This is a genomic window from Neobacillus sp. S1227, from assembly GCF_055385255.1.
This window is the reverse complement of record NZ_AP038276.1, coordinates 4833554-4855606: the sequence shown is the minus strand read 5'-3', so window position 1 is coordinate 4855606 and position 22053 is coordinate 4833554. Positions and strand designations below refer to the sequence as shown.

Below are 22053 nucleotides of genomic sequence, written 5' to 3'. Positions count from 1 at the left end.
TGAAGATGTTATGAAGAACTTATGATGATTTTGTGAAGTTGCAAAAATCACAGCCCCAGGATGCTATAGTTATGATATGGGGAGTGATTATAATGAAAATATTATTAGTCGACGATGAACGTAGAATCATAGAAGTTCTCGAAGCTTACCTTGAAAGAGAAGGCTATGAAATTCATAGTGCAGATAATGGAATAGTTGCTCTGAAAAAGGCCAAAACCCTTCAGCCTGATTTAATAATATTAGACTTGATGCTTCCCGACATATCAGGTGAAGAGGTTTGCCGGCTTGTCCGCAAGGAATCCGATGTACCGATTTTGATGCTGACGGCCAAGTCAGCTGAAGACGACCGAATTAACGGCATCGTCATGGGCGCTGATGATTATTTAACGAAACCGTTCAGCCCGCGCGAGGTTGTTGTCCGGGTTCAGGCCATTTTACGACGCATCAAAAAGGCCGAAAAAGTGGACCGTCTTGAATTTAACAGAAGGAAACTTGCGATAGATTTAGATAAAAAGGAAGTAACCGTTAACGGACAATATATTACGCTTACCCCTATTGAATATAAGCTGTTAACCAATATGGCCGTGAATCCCGGCCGGGTTTACAGCCGCATGGATTTACTTGAAAAAATCCAGGATGTAGGCATGTATTATGAAGGATATGAGCGCAGCGTAGATACTCATATCAAAAACCTGCGCAAAAAAATCGAGAGCGACTCACGGCAGCCGGAGTTCATCATGACTGTTTTCGGCATGGGTTACAAATTTGGAGGGGTTCCCGATGCTGCAAACGCTCCGGTCTAAAATTCTTTTTTACCTTTTAGTGATTTCGATGATCGGCATTTTGATCGTCAGCTTTTTTATCCAATACGGATTTGAAGAGAGCTTTCATAGCTATCTGGACCGAAATCGTGAAAAAAAGATTGATAGAGTGATAACTGAAATTGAAAAGGGCTTTCGGCAAAACGGCCATTTTACACGGGACCCGGTGTTTGCGATGCTGCACGAATATGCGATGGGTGACCAGCTTTATTTTCAACTTTATGATCGCTACGGACAAATTCAGATGGACTCCTCAAATATTCGCAGCATGTTGAATAGCCTCGGTCTGAATGAACCGGAGCCAAGCGGTGAGGAATGGCACTCGAAAAATTATACACTTAGGGTCGACAACAAAATGATCGGAAAACTCGTCGCGATTTATCCTGAGGGCTTAATTGATGACGAGTACAAATTTATCCAAACCATCCAATTATACATATATGCCGCTGTATGCTTAACCGTTGTACTGGCAATTGTCTTCAGTATGCTTTTTTCAAAAAAATTAACCTCTGGTTTGAAAAAGCTTTCCTTTGCGGCCGATGAGTTGCAGCAACACAACCTGAATATTCGTATTCCATTAAAGGGGCTGCCAACTGAGGTTAAGCAGCTGGCCATTTCCTTCAATAACCTGGCGGAATCACTGGCAAAGGAGGAAATGCTTCGGAAACAGTTTACGGGGGATTTGGCTCACGAACTGCGTACCCCGCTTGCTACCTTAAGAAGTCAGATCGAGGCATTTCAGGACGGTATCTGGGAGCCAACTCCGCAGCGCCTTCAGGCCAGTCACGAGGAGCTGATGCGGTTGGTTAGGCTTGTGAACGAGCTGGAGAAATTGCTCGCTGCAGAAAACCCGCAAATGAAACTCGAAAAAATCGAGCTCGATGCTGGCAGTGTGCTGTCGGCATTATGGGAAATGTTTATGCCGATTTTCCAGGAGAAAGGGGTTCACCTGCATATTGTAGAGCCCGGGCAGGAGGAGATTTTTGATGCAGACAAGGATCGCCTCATGCAAATTCTCTCTAATGTTCTAAACAATGCTTTGAAGTACACGCCGGAAGGAAAAAATGTGACCATTTCAGTGGCAACGGACCGCGATGGCTACGTGGGCTTCAGAGTACAGGATCAAGGCACCGGCATGGCGGAGGAAGACATCCCGCACATTTTCGAACGATTCTATCGCGGAGATAAGTCCCGGGACCGAAAAACAGGCGGAGCGGGAATTGGACTTTCTGTGGTGAAGGCACTTATGGACGCTCATAAAGGAATTGTAAAGGTGAAAAGTAAGCTTGGAAAAGGAACAACTATGACGTTGTGGTTTCCGAGGGAATATTAGTGTAAAGACCGGGCCGCAGCAGGTTGCAGCGACCCGGTCTTTATTTAAGTAAATCGATAATATGGTAAACCTTTCCGCTTTCAACTGTTCCACTTAAGACGAGGTCTATTAATGCTCCGGCCACTACCTCCGCTTTTAATAAGATATTTTTTTCCTTGAACTCGATGAATTTTTCGAGATCATTAAAGGCATCTTGCGATGAAGAGCGGATCGTTTCTTGCATCTTTGTATCCATAACCCCGGGGCTGAATGCGAAAATTTTATGATTGGTTCCTAGCTCCCTCTGCTCGAGAGCCGCTGTTTGCGTAAACATGTTTAACCCTGCTTTTGAGCTGCAATACACACTCCAGCCTTCGATAGGGTGGACAGCAGCACCCGATGTCACATTGATGACCTGAATGGTAGTGTTTGTATGCTGGGCTTTACTTAAAAATAGATTGGTAATCAAGATTGGCGCAATTAAATTAACTTTGATGTTCCGAACAGTAGGCGTTTGGTCCAATCTGCCAACCGTATGTATGGGCTCAATCACACCAGCGTTGTTGAAAAGAAGAATCTCTTCAGGTTCCTCTTTAAAGATACTATGGGCAACCTCCATAAAAACTTCCTGAATTTCTTTATCCAGTGAAAGATTGCAGGGAAAATGTCTATAGTTTACGCCTTTTTCTGCAGCAAGATTTTTTAAATCCTCATTGCCAGTTCGGGACACCGATATGACAGCCATGTGTTCTTGGAAAAGGCGCTTTGCAATGGCTTCGCCCAATCCTTTCGAGGCACCGGTAACAATCGCATATTTCATGGGAAAATCCCCCTTATTAATCATCCTTTCATTATTTTATGTTTGTAATAGCTTTAATTCAAGGAAGAGGCTTGGGGGAAAATACGTTTTATCAGCAGTTCTAAGGAGGCAATCGGCGATTTGAAAGGTTTTATCGGTTGGTCAAGGACTTTTTTCGGCGAATTAACCTAGTCTATCGGCGATTTTTACTTCTTCTATTGGCGATTCTAAGCATTCTATTGGCGAATTAGAGCTCTCAATTGGCGAATAATAATTTTCCCACCCGAAAAATCAGATCATTTTCCGACAAATAAAAAAGGCAGCCTCCCCATAAAGGAAAGCTGCAAAAACTTAACGTGCAATCGGATAGAACTTCTTCCACTCGTTTAAGAAGGACTGGGTGGAAGAATTGGGATGTTCAAGGACCCGAGGGGTAGGTCCGGATTGCTTTACTTCGCCGCCAACGATAATTGCCAGCCGGTTTGTCAGATAATGAATTTCCATCAAATCATGGCTCACAAACACAGCGGTTGTCCCGGTTGTGGAAATAATCTCCTTGAAATCTTCCATGAGCTTGATTTTCGTTGGAAAATCTAATGCTGAAAATGGCTCATCAAGAAACAGGATTTCCGGCTCGACAATCATCGCTCGCGCCAAATTTACTCTTTGTGCTTCGCCGCCAGATAAATAGAGGGCATTTTTTTTCGCCAAATGGCTAATCCCAAACAACTCTAGCCAGCGTGTAACTTTTTCCTTAATTTCAGTTTTAGGAACCTTTCTTAATGTTAAACCAATCGCAATATTGTAAAAAACAGTACCATCTAATAGTAACGACTGCTGCAGGGCAATCGAAAATTTCCGCCGCAACTCAAGCGGAGCGCTGCCAGAGGGAATTGTCTCACCGCGGTAGAGAATTTCACCTCCCGAAGGCTTCTCTAAAAAAGCAATCAGCTTTAGCAAAGTGCTCTTTCCCGCACCGTTCGGGCCCATAACCCCCAGGAATTCGCCGCCTTCAATCTGAAATTCAGGAAGGTTAAGAATGCTGCGGTTTCCTGCACGATATGTGATATTTTTTAATTCAATTAACGGCGTCACGAGAAACGCCTCCTTTGCTGTAAAAAGGTTAATGCCGCCGTAATTAACAGGGCAAGGGATAACAGGATAAACGACAAAGCCAATGCAATATCGAAGTTACCTTTTGAAACTTCCATCACAATGGTGGTCGTTAGGATACGGGTATCTCCCTGAATATTCCCGCCGACCATCATTGCCGCTCCAACTTCGGCAATGACCCGGCCAAAGCCCGCCATAATTGCAGCAACAATCGCAATTTTCGATTGCTTGACGAGAATCATTAATGTCTGCAGCCTAGTGGCGCCAAGGGCTTTAATCTGTAACAGCATTTTTTCGTTGATTTGCTGGAATGACGAGCTTGTCAGGCTTGTCACGATCGGCAATGAAACTAACACTTGAGCCATAACAATGGCGGTCGGCGTATACAGCAATCTCCATTCACCAAGCGGACCGGACCGCCATAAAAACATCGTAATCCAAAGCCCGGCGACAACAGGGGGGAGGCCCATGCCCATATTGATGAATAACATAAGCAGCCGACGCCCGCGGAAACGCGTCAACCCAAGCAGGATCCCAAGCGGCAAGCCAATAAGGGTGCTAATCAAAATGGCAATGAGACAAACTTTTAGAGTCAGCCATGTAATCGCAAAAACCTCGGAATTACCGGTAAATATCATCTCTATTGCTTTCTTTAGTCCGTCGATTAGCAGTTCCATATGTACCTCCTGGTGCCGGGAAGGCCGTCCAATTTATGGGCGGCCTTTAGCTTAGTTAATGTTTTATTCTGTATAGCTAATAAATAATGATTGTCCGTATTCTTTCTTGCCAAAGTTTTCAATGACTTCTTGAGTCTTCTTATCTATCATGAATTTAACAAACTCTTCTGCGTCTTTGCTGTTAACCATATTATGTTTTTCAGGGTTAACCTGCATGACATGGTAAATGTTCATTAAGTCCTGTCCGCCTTCAACGGCGATTTTCAGGGTGTCTAAGTTTTTCTCTTGAGCTAACCATGTTGCGCGGTCCGTTAAAACATAGCCCTTTTTCTCAGCAGCAACCTGAAGGGTTTGTCCCATTCCTTGCCCAGTGGATACGTACCATTCACCTTCTGGCTTGATCGTATCCGCCTGCCAGATGCTTAGTTCTTTTTTGTGTGTACCAGAGTCGTCACCGCGTGAAATAAAAACACTTTTAGTATCAGCAATCTTTTTGAAGGCTGCTTTAATATCCTGTCCGCTTACACCGGCTGGGTTTTCCTTCGGGCCTACTAAAACAAAGTCATTGTACATAACACGTTTGTAGTTGATGGCATCGCCAGCGTCAACTACTGCTTTTTCAGCTGCAGGAGCGTGAACTAATAGGGCATCCGCTTCACCTTTTGTTCCCATTTCAAGAGCTTGTCCAGTACCAACGGCGATTGTTTTCACTTTTACGTTATTTTCTTTTTCAAACAATGGAATGAGGACATCCAGCAGGCCGCTGTCCTGTGTGCTTGTAGTGGTTGCTAAAATCATTTCCGTTTGAGCTGGTTTTTCTTCTGCCTTCTTTTCTTTAGGAGCAGCATTTGTTTTGGTATCGGAATTGCCGCACGCTGATAAAATTAAAAGCATAAAAGCAAATAGAGTAATCAATAAACGATTCTTCCTCATAAAATTAGTTCCTCCGATGTAGTTGTTTGATAGATGATTTTTCCTAAATCTGACACATCATAACCTTCGAGATTGGTTAAGCTGTTTTTGAAACTATCCGATTGCAGGAAGCGAATGATTTCCGCCAGGCTTCGTTTGTTCTCTTCTTTGAAGCGAAAAACAAGGTCGAAATTTTCCTTTGCAACCGGTATAAAATCAAGCCCTAACTGAATGGCAGCGGACTGAATGCCAAATGCGACATCGACGATTCCCCTGCTTATGTAGGCGGCGGCGGATAGATGGTTCCACTCTTCGTTGCCATAGCCAAAAATTTTACTAGGATCGATTCCATAGCTTGATAGTTTAGAATCTAGTAAAAAGCGCGTTCCTGCTCCTTTTTGCCGGTTAATAAAATGCACGTCTTTTCTGGTCAGGTCGTGGAAATCCTGTATCCCTTTTGGATTCCCTTTGGCAACAATAAATCCTTGTTCTCGTGCAGCCAATCTCATTACCAAAATCGATTCATAAATAAATAACTGATGGATAAATGGCAGATTATATTCTTGTGAGGCAGGGTCTAATAGATGGATGGCGGCAATATCAGATTGCCCACGATATAAGAGCATCAATCCTTCCAAACTTCCGATATAGGAAGGCTGGATTTGCAGGCTTAGAGAACCTGCTGCCTGTTTGGTAAAATGCTCGACCAGAAAGTCGTGGCTCCCGGAAAGACGAATTGATGCAGCATGATGATAAACTGGTGCTGAGTGATCTACCACAGGCTTTTTAGACGGCGCTTTCGTTTTTTCTTTAAATCTTTCCAGTTCGGCATGTTCAACTCTCATTTTGTTTCCTATTTTGAAGGCCTGGAGCTCTCCACGTTTGATGAGCTCGTAAACGGTGTGCTTGGAAATTTGAAAAATCTGCGCAACCTCATCGGGAGTATAGGCCTTTTCCTCCATATTAATCCCTCCTTTTCCATAATTTTAAAAAAATCATATCACATTCGATATGACTTTTGTTAAGTTTTGTAACGTTTTATTAAGTTTTGTTTAGGATTGTCACGAATTGTTCGGAGTTTTTTTATGCTAGGATGAGAATTCATAATAAGTTCACAAACTTGATCTATTGTTCAATAGTGAGCATATAAAGTTTGTTGTACTATTAATAGAAGAAATAATAATTTTTTTAAAGGGAAGGGATTTGAATGTCCAAGCTTTTATATATAACCGCCAATCCAAAAATAGATTCCAATTTTTCAAAGGGAGCGCAAATCGGGGAAGTTTTTCTCGAAGAATTTAAGAAAATACAACCAGATGTTGAAATTGAGCATATGCACCTTTACAGCATGGATATCCCAGAAATAGATATGGATTTATTATTTGGCCGCGCTAAGCTTTCTTTTATGGGGTATACGAAGGACCAGTTGTCTGAAGGCGAGCGGACGAAGCTTGAAAAAATGCATGGACTGGCTGAGCGATTTATCGCGGCCGATTACTATGTGTTCGTGACGCCAATTTGGAATCTTGGCGCACCACCGATTTTAAAATCGTTTATGGATTGTATGTTCCTTCATGGAAAAACCTTTACGAACACGGAAAACGGCCCGAAAGGATTGCTGACAGGAAGGAAGGCACTTCATATCCAAACCCGGGGCGGCATTTACTCAACCGGTCCAATGGCCGAATTTGAAATGGGGGACCGCTATTTAAGAAAGGCGCTTGAATTCCTTGGCTTTGAATTAATGGACACCGTCTACGCAGAAGGGCTGGACCATTACCCAAAACAAATCACAGAAATCATGGCAGCGGCAAAGGATAAAGCGGCAGATGCGGCAAGAGAAATGGCGAAAGCAACTGTTGCTATATAAACAACACGGCTCGCACCGGATTGCGAGCCGTGTTTTTTAAAATTTCCCCGTAAACTGAAAGAACAGTACAATTAATCCCAGCACCCAAACGTAAACCGCAAACGGCTTCAAGGAATGCTTTTTCAAATACCCAATCATCCATCTGACCGCAACATAGCCGAAGAACGCAGATGAGACAATTCCAACGAGTAAGGCGGAAAGTGAAATTTCCTCAGCGCTGCCGCCAAACAAATCCTTTGTTTGCAGAACAATCGCCCCGGCAATTGCTGGCGTTGACAAAAGGAACGAAAAATATGCGGCAGTTTCCCGGTCCAGCTTACGCCAAAGTGCAGCCACAATCGTCATTCCCGAACGCGAAATGGCCGGCATAATGGCTACCGCCTGGAACGTACCGATGATAAAGGCATCCTTATAACTGATGTCGTCCATTCTCTTATGGCCGTTTTTCGCCGAATCGGCCAGCCACAGGAATAAACCGGTAATTAAAAACTCCCAGCCAATCGTCACGCCTGTTTTCGAAATTTCATCAATATAATCCTTGAAAGCCAGTCCAAAGATCACCGCCGGTATTGTTCCGACAATAAGCAACAACATTAATTTACTAAACGGTTTCTTGATGATGTTAATAAATTCATCTTTATAAAAGACGAATACGGCCAGCAAGGTACCAACATGCAGCATCGTATCGAGCAGCAGGCCAGCTTCCTGCAGTCCAAACAAATTTCGTCCTAAATAAAGATGCCCGGTGCTCGAAATCGGCAGAAATTCCGTCAGCCCCTGAATAATCCCGAGGATGAGTGCTTCAAGTTTTGTTAACATATATTCCCTCTCAGTTCATATTTTTTTGGCTAAGCCTGTACATTCCATTCATATGCGTATTTTTACTTATTCATGAAAATCATCTGTGTTTTTACAGTTACCAAAAACAAATTATCTGTTAAAAAACAAAATAGGTGCAAAGGTGAAGCGTTCTCCCATAAAATAGAAGTATAGTAATCCTCGAGAGGAGAATCGGGTTGGAAAATAAACATCTTTATTTTAATACTTCCATTGGGGTCAAAAAGCCGGAAAATTACCGTAATAAAGAGCAGGCTTGTCCATTTTGCGCCAGAGAAGAGCTTACCGACCTGATTGAGGTCGATGGTCCGATTATTCTCTTGAAAAATAAATATCCCGTGCTGGAAAATGCCTATCAAACTGTGTTAATTGAAACAGACGACTGCCATGCGGAACTATCAACCTACTCAAAAGAGCATCTACATAGATTGATTAGGTTCGGATTGCGTCATTGGCTGGAGATGGAAGAAAGCGGGGGCTTTAAGTCGGTTATTTTTTTCAAAAATCATGGTCCGTTATCTGGAGGCACCCTGGCCCATCCGCATATGCAAATTATTGGACTGCATGATCTTGACTATAAAGAAAAAGTTGCGCCTGAAATGTTTGAGGGCATTGTGATTTCTGAGGAAAATGGGGTCCGATTTACGCTTTCCACCAAGCCGCGTGTTGGTTTTTACGAGTTTAATATGGAAATGCCGGAGTTCGGCTATCAAGAGCGCTTTGCCGAATATATGCAAATGGCTGTCCATTATATTCTTCATCATTTTCCCTTTAGGGCGACGAGCTATAATATTTTCTTCCATCATTTTGATGAAAAAATTTACGCCAAGGTTGTACCAAGATTTGTAACGACGCCGCTCTACATTGGTTACGGTCTTCCGCAGGTGCCGAATAATCTGAATTGGATGGCGGACGAACTGAAGCGGATTTACTTTTAGAATTATGTAAATTCACCCAAACACAGTTTGAAAGTTGTGATTTGTGTTCATTAAAAATATAATGGAGGAATGTACAAGTTCTTTTTTTAAGGTGGGACTTCTTCGTGACTTCAAAGAACACAAACTCCAAGATTGATTACAGTCTGGTTTTGATAGTATTATTGTTGTTTTTGGCGAGCTGTGTGTCGATTTATAGTGCGCAGGCAAGTGGTCAATATAAGGAAAACTTTTTGCTCAAGCAAATTGTCTGGTATGCGGTCGGCGGCGGGATTGTCGCGACAGTGATGACGCTGGATTCAGACCAGCTCCGTAAATTAACCTGGTACGCTTACGGCTTCGGGATCTTTTTGCTCGGCTTCTTAATTATTGCTCCGACCAGCATTGCTCCTGTGATCAACGGGGCGAAAAGCTGGTATAAGGTTCCTGGGATGGGGTCTTTGCAGCCATCTGAGTTTGTAAAGATTTTTATCATTTTGGCACTGGCGCGGGTGATTGATGACCATCACCATAAAAATTCTGTCAAAACATTGCAGACCGATTTTTGGCTGTTGGTGAAGCTTGGTCTTGTGACGATGGTGCCGCTGCTCTTAGTGATGCAACAGCCGGACTTAGGAACCTCGCTCGTATTTCTGGCCATTTTGTTAGGGATGATCTTTATCTCGGGTATTTCTTGGAAACTGCTTGTGCCCATTTTCTCAGCTGGAATTGTGCTTGCATCAACAATTCTCTATTTCGTTTTATGGAAGCCCGATTTGCTGGAAAAATATCTAGGTGTCAAACAGTATCAGTTCGGCCGGATTTATTCCTGGCTCGACCCTTATAATTTCCAAAGCTCGGCCGGTTACCAGTTAACCAAATCACTGATGGCGATTGGTTCAGGGCAAACTGGCGGGAAAGGCTATGGCCACCGTGAAGTATATTTGCCGGAAAGCCATACTGACTTTATTTTCAGTGTTGTCGGTGAGGAATTCGGCTTTATTGGCGCAAGCGTGCTGATTAGTTTGTTCTTTTTATTGATTTACCATATTACAAAGGTCGGAATGGAAACAAAAAATCATTTTTATACCTACATTTGTGTTGGAGTCATCAGTATGATTACCTTCCACGTTTTCCAAAACATCGGCATGACCATCGGGGTCCTGCCAATCACCGGTATTCCGCTCCCGTTCATTAGCTACGGGGGAAGCGCATTGATGGGGAATATGCTGGGACTGGGCTTGATTTTTTCAATCAGGTACCATTATAAAAAGTATATGTTTTCGACAACAGCATAATTTGTTTGAAAAAGAGCGACATTGTTTCGCTCTTTTTTTACTGTCAACATGGGATTGGCGGATAATATTTGGAAAACGGCGGAACTCTTTGAACTTAGCTTAGCGGATATCTCCTCCAATTCGGCGGATAAACTCTCCAAATATGTCCCCAAAGCAGAAAGAGCAGGGCCATGGCTTGCCCTGCTCTTTCAAAGTGAATTGTATATAGGGAGTTTTTTTAATAACTATTTCTTAAGCATCATTTTTTCAAGATCATCTAGCATCAAGTTTGCCGCAATAACCCCTCCTGCTGTATTCCAAACAGCATCACTAACCTCATGGGCATTGCCGTTTTTAACAACATTTAGGTTTTTCCAAAGCGGGTCCGTTGTCCATTCCTTAGCGGTATTTAAAGCAGTCTGGTCGCCATTAGGAGCGTAAGTGAAGTAGAAAAGAACGTCTGCGTCCATTTTCGGAATCACTTCCTTGCCAACTTCAACAGCCAGGTTGCCAAGTTTATTAGCAGGTGTGAATAGCTCTGCCTGCTGGGCGGCACGTTTAAATCCTAACTCGTTAAAAATCACCCCAGAGAAGGAATCTGTATAATAAATTCGGGATTTCCCCGCCATAAAGCGGACAACTGAAACCTCCTGATTTACTTTATCACCGAGTTTTTCCTTTAATGATGTCACTTTATTATCGAAATCGCTTAACACCTTGTTGCCTTTTTCCTCTTGATTGACAGCTTTTGCATATAATTTAAAGTTTTCCTTCCAGTCTCCCCGTAATGTTTCTGAAAAAACAGTTGGAGCGATAGCACTTAACTGATTATATACCGCTTCCTGACGCAGCTTGTTTCCGATAATTAAATCCGGTTTCAGAGCAGCGATTTTTTCAACATTAACTTCGCTTTCAGTTCCAACAACTTCTACGCCATTCATGTCTTTTTTAATATGATCATACCATGGGTCACCAAGCCAGGATTGAACAGCGCCGACTGGTTTAATACCTAAAGCTAATAATGCTTCAGTTCCTTCGTTTGTCAAAACCACCACGCGTTTAGGTGTGCCCTTAATTGTGGCAGAGCCCATTGCATGTTCAACGGAATACGATTTTTCAGCCGTTGAAGCTGCTTTTTCTTTTTTCTCAGTTGTATTTTCCGCATTCCCGCCACAAGCAGCTAATAAGAAAATAGCCATGACGGAAAAAAGAGTTAGAAATGATTTCAATGCTTTCATCTAACTATGTATCCCCCTTACTGGTTGTTAATGATAATCATTTTCATTTACACACCTATCATAAAGTGATCGCCACTCCCATGTCAACAGTTTTATTGAAAATGATTTTCAAAATCAATAACAAATTTGGACGGCCCAGCATTATAATTGAAAAACGCTTTCAATTCAATTGACAATCATTATCAATTAGCGGTAGACTAAAGTAGTGAGAGGATTTTAACTAAGGATAAAGAGAGAAAGGTTTTTCAACATGCTTTTAAAAAGTTCCTCCTTAAAATGGGCCGGCTTATTGGCGGCTATTATTCTAATGCTGCTACTTATGTGTGCCAGTGTCATCTTCGGATATACAGACACGAATCTGCAAATGGCGATTGACGCTTTTACAAACAATAATGGCTCAAATGAGCATATCATCATTCAAACTGTCCGGCTGCCGCGTGCACTGATTGCTTCTGTAGTCGGCGCAAGTCTCGCTATTGCTGGGGTGTTAATGCAAACCCTAACAAAAAATCCGCTTGCATCGCCTGGAATCTTTGGAATAAATGCTGGCGCTGGGTTCGCCGTAGTCGTTGCGATTACCTTATTCTCTATTGATAGTACCCAGGGATTTAATGCGTTAGCCTTTCTTGGGGCAGCGGTCGCGGCCATCAGCGTTTATGTCATTGGCTCCGTAGGACGCGGCGGTTTAACACCAATGAAACTCACATTAGCGGGTGCGGCAATGGCGGCTATGTTCTCGTCATTTACGCAAGGCTTGCTCGTTTTGAACGAAGCCCTCTTGGACCAAGTGCTGTTTTGGCTCGCTGGTTCGGTGTCCGGCCGAAAGCTGGAAACGCTAGTTTCAGTCTTGCCATACATAGGAGCAGGCTGGATTGGCTCCCTCATGATTTCTGGGAAAATGAATATTCTTGCTATGGGGGAAGATGTAGCGAAAGGTCTTGGGCTAAATACAGGATTCATTAAAATTGCCATCGGGGTGCTGGTTATCTTACTTGCAGGGGGATCTGTGGCTGTGGCCGGACCGATTGGTTTTGTAGGGATTGTCGTTCCTCATATCACGAGGTCGATTGTAGGCATTGACCATCGCTGGGTCATTCCAATGGCCGGGATTTTAGGTGCCATATTATTATTGGCAGCGGATATTGCTGCCCGATATTTGCTAATGCCGTCAGAGGTCCCTGTTGGTGTGATGACTGCCATCATTGGAACCCCGTTCTTCATTTACATTGCAAGAAAGGGGTTCAATGCACGATGAGCAAATATAAAAATTTCCGTCTGTTTAATGGGAGATTCTCCGTTTTAATGGACCGAAAAGCTGGAATTATTTTTACCGTCCTGCTGATCATCACATTTGCGGTTTTTGTCCTGAGCACGGGATCCGGGGAAATGAAAATTAATCCCCTGACAGTTTTAAAGGTTTTATTTGGCTCCGGGCCTGATATGGAGACACTGGTTATCACCTCCTTCCGCCTGCCGCGCATTATTGTTGCCCTCATTGTTGGTATGTGTTTAGCGACAGCCGGCAGTATTTTGCAAGGGATGATCCGTAATCCGCTGGCTTCTCCTGATGTTTTGGGTATTACCGGAGGGGCAGCAGTTGCCGTCGTTGGTTTTTTGGCAATGTTCAGCGATAAGAACCACTCGCTGACAGTCAGCATTGCTTGGCTTCCGTTAGCCGCTTTTATCGGCGCTGGAGTTGTGGCTTTTTTAGTTTATTTCCTTGCTTGGAAAAACGGCGTCTCGCCTATAAGGCTTGTATTAATTGGAATCGGGATTTCCACGCTGATGCAGGCATTAACGACCCTTCTGATGGTGATGGGGCCAATTTATCAGGCGAGTCAGGCCAATATTTGGATTACCGGAACAGTTTATGGTTCCAATTGGAAAAACGTCGCCATTCTTGCGCCGTGGGCGGTCATTTTCTTGATTATTGCTTTTGTGTCAGCACGGACACTTAATATTCAGGAACTTGGCGATGACGTAGCGACTGGCTTGGGTGAAAAGGTACAGAAACATCGCTTTCTATTATTAATGATCAGTACGGCACTAATCGGAGGTTCCGTAGCATTTGCCGGAGGGATTGGTTTTGTCGGGCTAATGGCACCGCATATGGCGCGCAGGCTTGTCGGATCGTCGTTTGGTGCGTTGCTGCCGGTTTCAGCCTTGCTTGGCGGAATCCTTGTGATGCTGGCAGACCTGATCGGCCGGACAGTATTTTCTCCGTTGGAGGTGCCTGCTGGAGTATTTACAGCAGGAATCGGTGCCCCTTATTTTATTTACTTACTTTTTAAAACTAGAAATTCCTAAATATTGCTGAAGGAGCTGGCTTTATATGACGAGTTCGATTGAAACAAAGGAGTTGTCCATTTCCTACGGGGAAACTCTCATCATAAAGGAATTAGATTTAAAAATTCCCAAGGGTGAAATTACTGTCTTTATAGGTGCAAATGGCTGCGGAAAATCGACTTTGCTTCGTTCAATTGCCCGTCTTCTAAAGCCGAAGAGCGGCTCCGTTCTTCTTGATGGTAAAGCAATCTCCAAGTTATCGACAAAGGAGATTGCAAAAAAAATGGCCATTTTGCCACAGTCACCGACTGCACCTGAAGGCTTAACCGTCCTGCAGCTTGTCAAACAGGGCCGCTATCCGCACCAAACTTGGCTGCGGCAGTGGTCAGAAGAGGATGAGAAAAAGGTAAACGATGCTCTTAAAGCAACAAGGCTAGAAGATTTAAAGGACAGACCTGTAGATTCCCTTTCCGGCGGCCAAAGGCAACGGGCTTGGATTGCCATGACCCTGGCTCAGGATACGGAAATTATTTTACTTGATGAGCCGACAACGTATTTAGATATGACCCACCAAATCGAGATTCTTGATTTGCTTTTTGAATTGAATGAAAAGAAAAAAAGAACGGTGGTCATGGTACTGCATGACCTAAACCTTGCCTGCCGGTATGCCCATAATATTGTTGCAATTAAGAATCAAAATGTCTATGCCCAGGGAAAGCCGGAACATGTGATCAACTGCAGCATGGTGAAAAACGTATTTGAAATGGATTGCGAGGTCTCAATGGACCCGCTGTTCGGAACTCCATTATGTATTCCTTATGGGAAGGGAAGATGTATAATAGATAAGGCGGCGGCTGCCAATGGATAATGGTATGACAGACATAGAAATTATTACGTTAAGTAAGTATAGGCTCAAAGCTGCTCTAGATCACTCCTTTGATGCAGCACAATTACTTGATGAAGCCTTTTTGAAAAAATTTATGGCTGATCTTTCTAACAAGATTGGTGCCCCGTCTGAAAAAATAGCGGCCTCCATTTTTATCAAAAGATATGCGTTTTTAGCTGTAATTTCGCTTTATGCGATGACAGCTTGGAATAAAAAAATCAAGGTTTCTTTAGATGATGTTAAAATGGAAACTGCTTTAGGGGGAAGAGACTGGCTCCCGGCTTTTTCTCTCAAGGATTTAACAGTTGACGAATGGGACATCGGGGAAGAACGTTCTGAATGGCGCAAAAGTGTGATCAAAGAGCTTTTTGCAAAAAATATTTACCCGCTGATATCACTGTTGGAAAAAACATTTGGTATTTCAAGATTGATCCTGTGGGAGAATATTGCTGTTTATTTATTTTGGTTGTACGAATCGCAATTAAATGAACACAAAAATGCAGTAGAGGATTTTACGTTTTTAATTTTTGAAGCAGAAGGATCTTTATTTGGCCGCTATAGTCTTAACCCGCTGAAGAAATATTACGTAGAAAAAATTTATTTAGAAGAGCATGCAGAAGAGGTACGTATCAGAAAAACGTGCTGCTTTACATACCAGCTTGACGGGAGCAACAAACGCTGTAAAACCTGCCCGTGCAGTCTAAATGTCAAGAATGGAAGGTGTCAGGAAGATGGAGAAGGATTTTGCTCAGCAGTTCGAGGCCTTGCTTGAGAAATACAGTGAGCTATTAGTTGGAGAAGCTGGGGAAGAGACGAAGGAAAAAGTTAAGGCTTGGGCTCTGTACTCGCATATCGCCAAGTCGATGCCAGCGTTAATCGGCCACTGGAGTGCGCTTTATCCAGAGGCTCGGGCGGAAATGAAAGAAATCATAAATGAAATTAAAGTATTAAATGAGCAACACCGGAAATCGACTCAAAAGTAATTTAATCGATTCTCTGATAGAACTGCGGAATTCGCCGATAGAGGATTGAAAATCGCCGATATAAGTCCAGACTAGCCGATAGAATCGAAAAAATCGCAGATAGACACCTCGGAATACAAAATTACAGAAAAAAGGTGCTCCCGGAGCACCTTTTTTCTAACAATTATCGTTTATATTGACTATTCTGGCTGTTTTGCTTGTCAACGCCGCTTGCTTCGCGGCCCGGTCCGGCGTTTCCTTGCACACTTGCTGCGCTAACGCCTGCCTTAGACGGGTTTTTCTTCATTTTCGCCATCATTTATCACCTCAAAATATAGGTTTCCCAGTCCCCAAAATATATATTGAGGCGAGAAGAAGTACCATTATTCAAAAAAATTTCAATTTTCCACGTTTATCGATTGCACAATTTTTTGAAATATCTTATAGTAATTAGTAGGAAAACTCATTCAGTTGTTTGAAATTTTTTTTACCCAAAAAATGAATGAACATTCATTCAAAGTTTGAAGGGGGAGACAATGTTGAACCAATTAATCAAAAAAGCAGCCGTTCTAGGGTCCGGAGTTATGGGTTCGGGTATTGCGGCACATCTAGCAAACATCGGTATTCCAACACTATTATTGGATATCGTGCCACGTGAATTGACAAAAGAAGAAGCAGCCAAAGGACTTACACTTGAAGATAAACAGGTACGTAACCGCATCGCAGCCACAAACATTCAAAAATTACTTAAGCAAAAGCCAGCACCACTTTCAGCAAAGAAGAATATCGCCCTAATCGAAGCAGGTAACCTTGAGGATGACCTTGAGAAACTGAAAGATGTTGACTGGGTGATTGAAGTAGTCGTTGAAAACCTAAATGTTAAGAAGCAAGTTTTTGAAAAGGTTGACCAATACCGCAAACTAGGCAGCATCATTAGCTCCAATACTTCTGGTATCTCTGTTGAAGCAATGGTGGAAGGCCGGTCAGAAGATTTCCAAAAGCACTTTCTTGGAACACACTTTTTTAACCCGCCGCGTTACCTGAAATTATTGGAGATTATCCCTACACAATATACTGACCCAGAAGTGCTTTCATTCATGAAAACTTTTGGAGAGGATGTCTTAGGTAAAGGTGTCGTTGTAGCGAAAGATACACCAAACTTTATCGCAAACCGTATCGGAACTTACGGCTTGCTCGTAACTGTCCGCGAAATGTTAAAAGGCGGATACAGTGTCGGTGAAGTTGATTCCCTCACTGGTCCACTAATTGGCCGTGCAAAAAGTGCTACTTTCCGAACCCTTGATGTAGTTGGCTTAGATACTTTCTATCACGTTGCTGGAAATGTGTATGAAAAAGTCGAAGGACATGAGAAGGAAGTTTTTGAAGTACCTGCTTTCCTTAAGCAAATGATTGAAAACGGCTGGTTAGGAAGCAAGTCTGGGCAAGGTTTCTTCAAGAAACAAGGGAAGGAAATTCTTGAATTAGATCCAAATACACTTGAATACGGCCCGCGCAAAAAACTGTCCACCCCTTCTATGGAGCTGGCAAAGCAGGAAAAGGGTACTGGCAATAAATTGAAAGCGCTTGTTTATGCGAATGACCGCGCCGGACAATTCTTGTGGAATACAAACTCACAAAACTTAGTTTATTCAGCTAAGCTTTTAGGTGAAATTGCTGACGATATCGTGTCCATCGACCGTGCCATGAAATGGGGCTTTGGCTGGGAGCATGGACCGTTCGAAGCATGGGATGCCATCGGTGTTGAAAAATCGGTAGCGAAGATGAAGGAACAAGGCATGGAAGTCCCAATTTGGGTAACCGAAATGCTTGATAAAGGTTTTACCTCCTTCTATAAAGAAGAAAACAACGAGCTTTACTATTACGATAAGGGTGAATATAAGCTTGTTGAGTTCAATCCCAAAGTGATTAATCTTAACAAAATTAAGAAACAAAAAGGTGTTATTAAAAAGAACAGCGGTGCGAGCCTAATTGATATCGGTGATGGAGTAGCACTTTTAGAGTTCCATTCTCCTAACAATGCACTTGGCATGGATACGATCCAAATGATTAACTTTGCTGTTGACGAAGTGGAGAAAAACTACAAGGGTCTTGTCATCGGTAATCAGGGCAAGAACTTCTGCGTAGGTGCAAACTTGGCGATGATGCTGATGGAAGCTCAGGATGACAACTATTGGGAGCTTGACATGGTGGTTCGTCAGCTTCATAAAGCATTATTAAAAGTAAAATACAGTGCTAAGCCGGTTGTCACGGCACCATTCGGTATGACACTTGGAGGCGGTGCTGAGGTTTGCTTGCCATCAACACATATTCAAGCTTCTGCTGAAACCTATATGGGTCTTGTGGAAGTCGGTGTCGGCCTGTTGCCTGGCGGAGGCGGAAACAAAGAGCTTTACATCAAGCACTTGGAGAATATTCCAAACGGCGTACAGTTTGACCTGCAGCAGGTTGCCAACAAAGTATTTGAAGCAATAGCCACTGCTAAGGTTTCCACTTCTGGTGAGGAAGCACGCGAAAACAATTTCTTAAGCAAAGCCGACGGCATCAGCGTGAACGGCGACCATCTATTATACGATGCGAAGCAGGCTGTTCTTGCACTGCATGAGAAAGGCTTCAAAGCACGAGTGAAGAAAAAAGTTCCAGTTGTTGGTGAAACAGGCTATGCCACGCTTTTACTAGGCGCAGAAGCGATGAAGCTATCCGGCTACATTTCCGAGCATGATCTTAAAATTGCGAAGAAAATAGCCTACGTTATTGCCGGCGGTAAAGTACCATATGGTACTGAAGTGGATGAGGAATATCTATTAGACCTTGAAAGAGAAGCATTCTTAAGCTTGATTAAGGAACCAAAAACACAGCAGCGCATGCAGCACATGCTTGTGAAAGGGAAGCCGTTAAGAAACTAGGAATAACCCGGCCTGAAAGCACATACTCTGAAAGGTCAACTGTAAAAATAAATTAATAGATTGCTAAGGGCTCACCAAAAGCCCTTGGCAGAAACCATAGATTCGTACATTCCTAAAATGGAAGAAAGAGAGGGAACTTGCATGAGAGAAGCGGTAATCGTTGCCGGGGCAAGAACACCGGTCGGCAAATCGAAAAAAGGAACGCTTGCCCAGGTTCGTCCTGATGATTTGGGAGCATTAGTTGTTAAAGAAACTTTAAAGCGTGCTGGAAATTATGAAGGAAATATCGATGATTTAGTCATTGGTTGTGCGACACCTGAAGCAGAGCAGGGGATGAACGTGGCAAGAAACATCGGGGCATTGGCAGGACTTCCGCACACGGTTCCAGCCATCACTGTCAATCGTTTCTGTTCATCTGGATTGCAGGCAGTTGCCTATGCGGCACAATCTATTATGCTTGGCCATACGGACACAGCAATCGCGGGCGGTGTGGAATCGATGAGCTTACTGCCAATGGGCGGACACGTCATCCGTCCGAATGCAAAACTAGTCGAAAGTGCGCCGGAATATTACATGGGAATGGGTCATACAGCTGAAGAGGTAGCGAAAAAATATGGCATTACCCGTGAAGAGCAGGATGCGTTTGCGGTACGCAGTCATCAACGCGCTTTCAAGGCTATTCAGGAAGGCAAATTTGTTGATGAAATCGTTCCAGTTGATGTTACTTTCCGCTCTGTCGGCAATGACAATAAACTGGTAGAAAAAACAATCAAGTTTTCTCAAGACGAAGGGGTTCGTCCGGAAACAAATCTTGAAACACTGGCAAAGCTTCGCCCTGCATTCTCTATAACAGGTTCAGTTACAGCCGGTAATGCATCACAAACAAGTGATGGTGCGGCTGCAGTAATGATTATGGACCGTGAAAAGGCTGAAGCACTTGGCCTTAAGCCACTGGCAAAATTCCGCTCCTTCGCTGTTGGCGGCGTACCGCCGGAAATTATGGGTGTTGGACCGGTTGTCGCTGTTCCAAAGGCTCTTAAGCTTGCTGGCCTTGAGGTTTCCGATATCAACTTGTTTGAATTAAACGAAGCATTCGCTTCTCAATCTATCCAGGTCATCCGAGAGCTTGGCCTAGATGAAGAAAAAGTGAACGTAAACGGCGGTGCGATTGCTTTAGGCCACCCGCTTGGCTGCACAGGTGCAAAATTAACCTTAACGCTAATCAATGAATTAAGACGCAGACAGGAACAATTCGGTGTCGTGACCATGTGTATCGGCGGCGGAATGGGTGCTGCAGGCGTATTCGAATTACTTTAATTTATTTGGCGGCCCTGCCCTCGGGCTAGGCGCCCCCATCCTACCAAATTAAATTTAGGAGGCATTTTCGATGACTGAAACTAAAAAAATTGTTAAAGGCGGAGCCTTTTTAATTGAAGATCTTACTTGTGATCAAATCTTTACCCCGGAGGATTTTACTGAAGAGCACTTAATGATTGCCAAGACAGCTGAAGACTTTGTGGAAAAAGAAGTTCAACCGGTTCTTGAACGCCTAGAAAACCATGAATTCGATATCACAGTCAAGCTTTTAAAGGAAGCTGGCGAACTGGGTCTACTAGCTGCTGACGTACCCGAAGAGTATGAAGGTTTAGGCTTGGACAAAATCACTTCTTCTTTAATTACTGAAAAAATGGCAGGCGGCGGCGGTTTCGCTCTTTCCCACGGTGCGCACGTTGGTATTGGTTCATTGCCAATCGTATTATTCGGTAACGAAGACCAAAAGAAACGCTATTTGCCGGCATTAGCATCTGGTGAAAAACTAGCTGCTTACGCATTAACTGAGCCAGGTTCAGGTTCTGACGCTCTTGGCGCAAGAACGACTGCCAAATTAAATGCAGATGGTACTCACTATATCCTAAACGGTGAAAAGCAATGGATTACGAACGCCGGATTCGCAGATGTATTTGTTGTTTACGCTAAAATTGACGGTGAAAAGTTCTCAGCATTTATCGTAGAACGCAGCTTTCCGGGCGTTTCTACCGGCGCTGAAGAAAAGAAAATGGGGATCAAGAGCTCATCCACTCGTACCCTTATTTTAGAGGATGTCCCAGTTCCAGTTGAAAACCTATTAGGTGAAATCGGAAAAGGCCACGTGATCGCGTTCAACATCTTAAACATCGGCCGTTACAAGCTTGCAGTCGGTGCTGTCGGCGGTTCCAAGAAAGCATTTGAAATGACTGTTAAGTATGCAAACGGCCGTCAACAGTTCAAAACGCCAATTGCTCAATTCAATTTAACAAAAGAAAAATTCGGTACATTAGCTTCTGAAATTTATGCGGCAGAAAGCTCTGTATGGCGTACAATCGGTCTATATGAAGACAACCAAGGCAAACTTTCTGATGAAGAAACAAAAGACATTAAGAAACTTGCAGATTCTATCGCAGAATACGCAATCGAGTGTTCTTTAAACAAATTCTTCGGCAGTGAAGTACTTGCCCATGTGGTTGACGAAGGTGTGCAAATCCATGGTGGTTACGGCTTCATGCAGGAGTACCCAATTGAAAGAGCGTACCGTGATGCCCGTATCCAGCGTATTTTCGAAGGAACAAACGAAATCAACCGACTTCTTGTTCCTGGTACTCTTGTGAAAAAAGCGATCAAAGGTGAGCTTCCTTTATTCCAAAAAGCAATGGCCCTTCAAGAAGAATTAATGATGTTAATGCCTGAAGAGCCTGGCGATGAGCCTTTGGCACAGGAAAAATATTTAGTAAAGCAAGCTAAGAAACTTGCGCTAGTTGCCGCTGGTTTATCAGCTCAAAAATTTGGCAAAGCGCTTGAAAAAGAGCAAGAAATCCTTGCAAATATCGCTGATATCATTTCAGACGTATATTCAATGGAATCTGTTGTGTTACGAACTGAAAAAGCAATTGCCAAAGACGGTGCAGAAAAGAATCAACAAAAGCTTCTTTACACTCAAATCTTCTGCCAAGAAGCGTTCAACCGTATCGAAGCTATTGCCAAAGAAACACTTGTGGCTGTTGAACAAGGCGACATGCTGCGCATGATGCTTTCCACACTAAGAAAGCTGACTCGCCACACTCCAATCAACGTAATCGCAAAAAAACGCGAAGCTGCTGATGTCATCATCGAAGCAGAACGTTATCTAGTTTAATACTTTTTAGAGGGTCCTCTCATTCGTGAGGGGGTCTTTTTTTATTTTTGAATTTT

At 43.3% G+C, this 22053-nt stretch carries 21 protein-coding genes; 13 read left to right on the top strand and 8 right to left on the bottom strand.

Going from position 1 to position 22053, the window contains the following annotated elements; all coding sequences use genetic code 11:
- The first annotated feature begins 92 nt into the window (after positions 1-92).
- Positions 93-803 (top strand): response regulator transcription factor, encoded by a 711-nt coding sequence (locus ACZ5AE_RS24455; RefSeq protein ID WP_464567093.1) that lies wholly within the window; start codon positions 93-95, stop codon positions 801-803.
- A complete protein-coding gene (locus ACZ5AE_RS24450; protein WP_464567092.1) occupies positions 781-2154 on the top strand; it encodes a HAMP domain-containing sensor histidine kinase in 1374 nt (457 codons plus the stop codon). The genes ACZ5AE_RS24455 and ACZ5AE_RS24450 overlap by 23 nt, the downstream gene beginning before the upstream one ends.
- Positions 2155-2194: 40 nt before the next feature.
- On the opposite strand, the gene ACZ5AE_RS24445 is transcribed toward ACZ5AE_RS24450, so the two are convergent.
- The 5 genes from ACZ5AE_RS24445 to ACZ5AE_RS24425 form a co-directional block, all read right to left on the bottom strand.
- Positions 2195-2953, bottom strand: coding sequence for a (S)-benzoin forming benzil reductase (locus ACZ5AE_RS24445; protein ID WP_464567091.1), 759 nt, complete (start codon positions 2951-2953; stop codon positions 2195-2197).
- A 330-nt stretch (positions 2954-3283) separates the two neighbouring features.
- A complete protein-coding gene (locus ACZ5AE_RS24440) occupies positions 3284-4027 on the bottom strand; it encodes an ABC transporter ATP-binding protein (protein ID WP_464567090.1) in 744 nt (247 codons plus the stop codon).
- Positions 4024-4722, bottom strand: a complete 699-nt coding sequence (locus tag ACZ5AE_RS24435; RefSeq protein WP_464567089.1) for an ABC transporter permease — start codon at positions 4720-4722, stop codon at positions 4024-4026. The genes ACZ5AE_RS24440 and ACZ5AE_RS24435 overlap by 4 nt, the downstream gene beginning before the upstream one ends.
- Positions 4723-4785: 63 nt before the next feature.
- The gene (locus ACZ5AE_RS24430) at positions 4786-5655 is read right to left on the bottom strand and encodes an ABC transporter substrate-binding protein (RefSeq protein ID WP_464567088.1); all 870 of its coding nucleotides are present in this window, start codon (positions 5653-5655) and stop codon (positions 4786-4788) included.
- Complete coding sequence (locus ACZ5AE_RS24425; protein ID WP_464567087.1) at positions 5652-6596, bottom strand: substrate-binding domain-containing protein; 945 nt, start codon at positions 6594-6596, stop codon at positions 5652-5654. Before ACZ5AE_RS24425 ends, ACZ5AE_RS24430 begins: the two co-directional genes overlap by 4 nt.
- Positions 6597-6841: 245 nt before the next feature.
- Between ACZ5AE_RS24425 and ACZ5AE_RS24420 the strand changes: the two genes are divergently transcribed.
- Complete coding sequence (locus ACZ5AE_RS24420) at positions 6842-7504, top strand: FMN-dependent NADH-azoreductase (RefSeq protein WP_464567086.1); 663 nt, start codon at positions 6842-6844, stop codon at positions 7502-7504.
- A 36-nt stretch (positions 7505-7540) separates the two neighbouring features.
- Here ACZ5AE_RS24420 and ACZ5AE_RS24415 read toward each other — a convergent pair whose 3' ends face one another.
- Positions 7541-8323 (bottom strand): undecaprenyl-diphosphate phosphatase, encoded by a 783-nt coding sequence (locus ACZ5AE_RS24415; RefSeq protein WP_464567085.1) that lies wholly within the window; start codon positions 8321-8323, stop codon positions 7541-7543.
- Between the two features lie 197 nt (positions 8324-8520).
- Between ACZ5AE_RS24415 and ACZ5AE_RS24410 the strand changes: the two genes are divergently transcribed.
- Both ACZ5AE_RS24410 and rodA read left to right on the top strand, forming a co-directional pair.
- Positions 8521-9279, top strand: coding sequence for a DUF4931 domain-containing protein (locus ACZ5AE_RS24410; RefSeq protein WP_464567084.1), 759 nt, complete (start codon positions 8521-8523; stop codon positions 9277-9279).
- Between the two features lie 104 nt (positions 9280-9383).
- Positions 9384-10553 (top strand): rod shape-determining protein RodA, encoded by a 1170-nt coding sequence (gene rodA / locus ACZ5AE_RS24405; protein ID WP_464567083.1) that lies wholly within the window; start codon positions 9384-9386, stop codon positions 10551-10553.
- A 224-nt stretch (positions 10554-10777) separates the two neighbouring features.
- Here rodA and ACZ5AE_RS24400 read toward each other — a convergent pair whose 3' ends face one another.
- The gene (locus ACZ5AE_RS24400; RefSeq protein ID WP_464567082.1) at positions 10778-11770 is read right to left on the bottom strand and encodes an ABC transporter substrate-binding protein; all 993 of its coding nucleotides are present in this window, start codon (positions 11768-11770) and stop codon (positions 10778-10780) included.
- A gap of 250 nt (positions 11771-12020) precedes the next feature.
- On the opposite strand from ACZ5AE_RS24400, the gene ACZ5AE_RS24395 reads away from it, so the two are divergent.
- Genes ACZ5AE_RS24395 through ACZ5AE_RS24375 form a run of 5 tightly spaced genes read left to right on the top strand, consistent with a single transcriptional unit; the run spans position 12021 to position 15925 of the window.
- Positions 12021-13025, top strand: a complete 1005-nt coding sequence (locus ACZ5AE_RS24395) for a FecCD family ABC transporter permease (RefSeq protein ID WP_464567081.1) — start codon at positions 12021-12023, stop codon at positions 13023-13025.
- Positions 13022-14077, top strand: a complete 1056-nt coding sequence (locus tag ACZ5AE_RS24390) for a FecCD family ABC transporter permease (protein WP_464567080.1) — start codon at positions 13022-13024, stop codon at positions 14075-14077. Before ACZ5AE_RS24395 ends, ACZ5AE_RS24390 begins: the two co-directional genes overlap by 4 nt.
- Positions 14078-14102: 25 nt before the next feature.
- Positions 14103-14924, top strand: a complete 822-nt coding sequence (locus ACZ5AE_RS24385) for an ABC transporter ATP-binding protein (RefSeq protein ID WP_464567079.1) — start codon at positions 14103-14105, stop codon at positions 14922-14924.
- The gene (locus ACZ5AE_RS24380; RefSeq protein WP_464567078.1) at positions 14917-15714 is read left to right on the top strand and encodes an IucA/IucC family C-terminal-domain containing protein; all 798 of its coding nucleotides are present in this window, start codon (positions 14917-14919) and stop codon (positions 15712-15714) included. The genes ACZ5AE_RS24385 and ACZ5AE_RS24380 overlap by 8 nt, the downstream gene beginning before the upstream one ends.
- Positions 15674-15925 carry a DUF2573 family protein gene (locus ACZ5AE_RS24375; RefSeq protein WP_464567077.1) on the top strand — a complete coding sequence of 84 codons (252 nt, stop codon included), beginning with the start codon at positions 15674-15676 and terminating at the stop codon, positions 15923-15925. Before ACZ5AE_RS24380 ends, ACZ5AE_RS24375 begins: the two co-directional genes overlap by 41 nt.
- A gap of 163 nt (positions 15926-16088) precedes the next feature.
- Here ACZ5AE_RS24375 and ACZ5AE_RS24370 read toward each other — a convergent pair whose 3' ends face one another.
- Positions 16089-16220 (bottom strand): YuzL family protein, encoded by a 132-nt coding sequence (locus tag ACZ5AE_RS24370; RefSeq protein ID WP_464573730.1) that lies wholly within the window; start codon positions 16218-16220, stop codon positions 16089-16091.
- A 220-nt stretch (positions 16221-16440) separates the two neighbouring features.
- On the opposite strand from ACZ5AE_RS24370, the gene ACZ5AE_RS24365 reads away from it, so the two are divergent.
- The 3 genes from ACZ5AE_RS24365 (at position 16441) to ACZ5AE_RS24355 (ending at position 21997) form a co-directional block, all read left to right on the top strand.
- Entirely contained in the window at positions 16441-18828 is a 2388-nt protein-coding gene (locus tag ACZ5AE_RS24365) for a 3-hydroxyacyl-CoA dehydrogenase/enoyl-CoA hydratase family protein (RefSeq protein ID WP_464567076.1), read from the top strand.
- A gap of 141 nt (positions 18829-18969) precedes the next feature.
- Complete coding sequence (locus ACZ5AE_RS24360; RefSeq protein WP_464567075.1) at positions 18970-20145, top strand: acetyl-CoA C-acetyltransferase; 1176 nt, start codon at positions 18970-18972, stop codon at positions 20143-20145.
- A 70-nt stretch (positions 20146-20215) separates the two neighbouring features.
- Positions 20216-21997: an acyl-CoA dehydrogenase family protein gene (locus ACZ5AE_RS24355; RefSeq protein ID WP_464567074.1), complete on the top strand. Its 1782-nt coding sequence runs from the start codon at positions 20216-20218 to the stop codon at positions 21995-21997.
- The last annotated feature ends 56 nt before the right edge of the window (positions 21998-22053 follow it).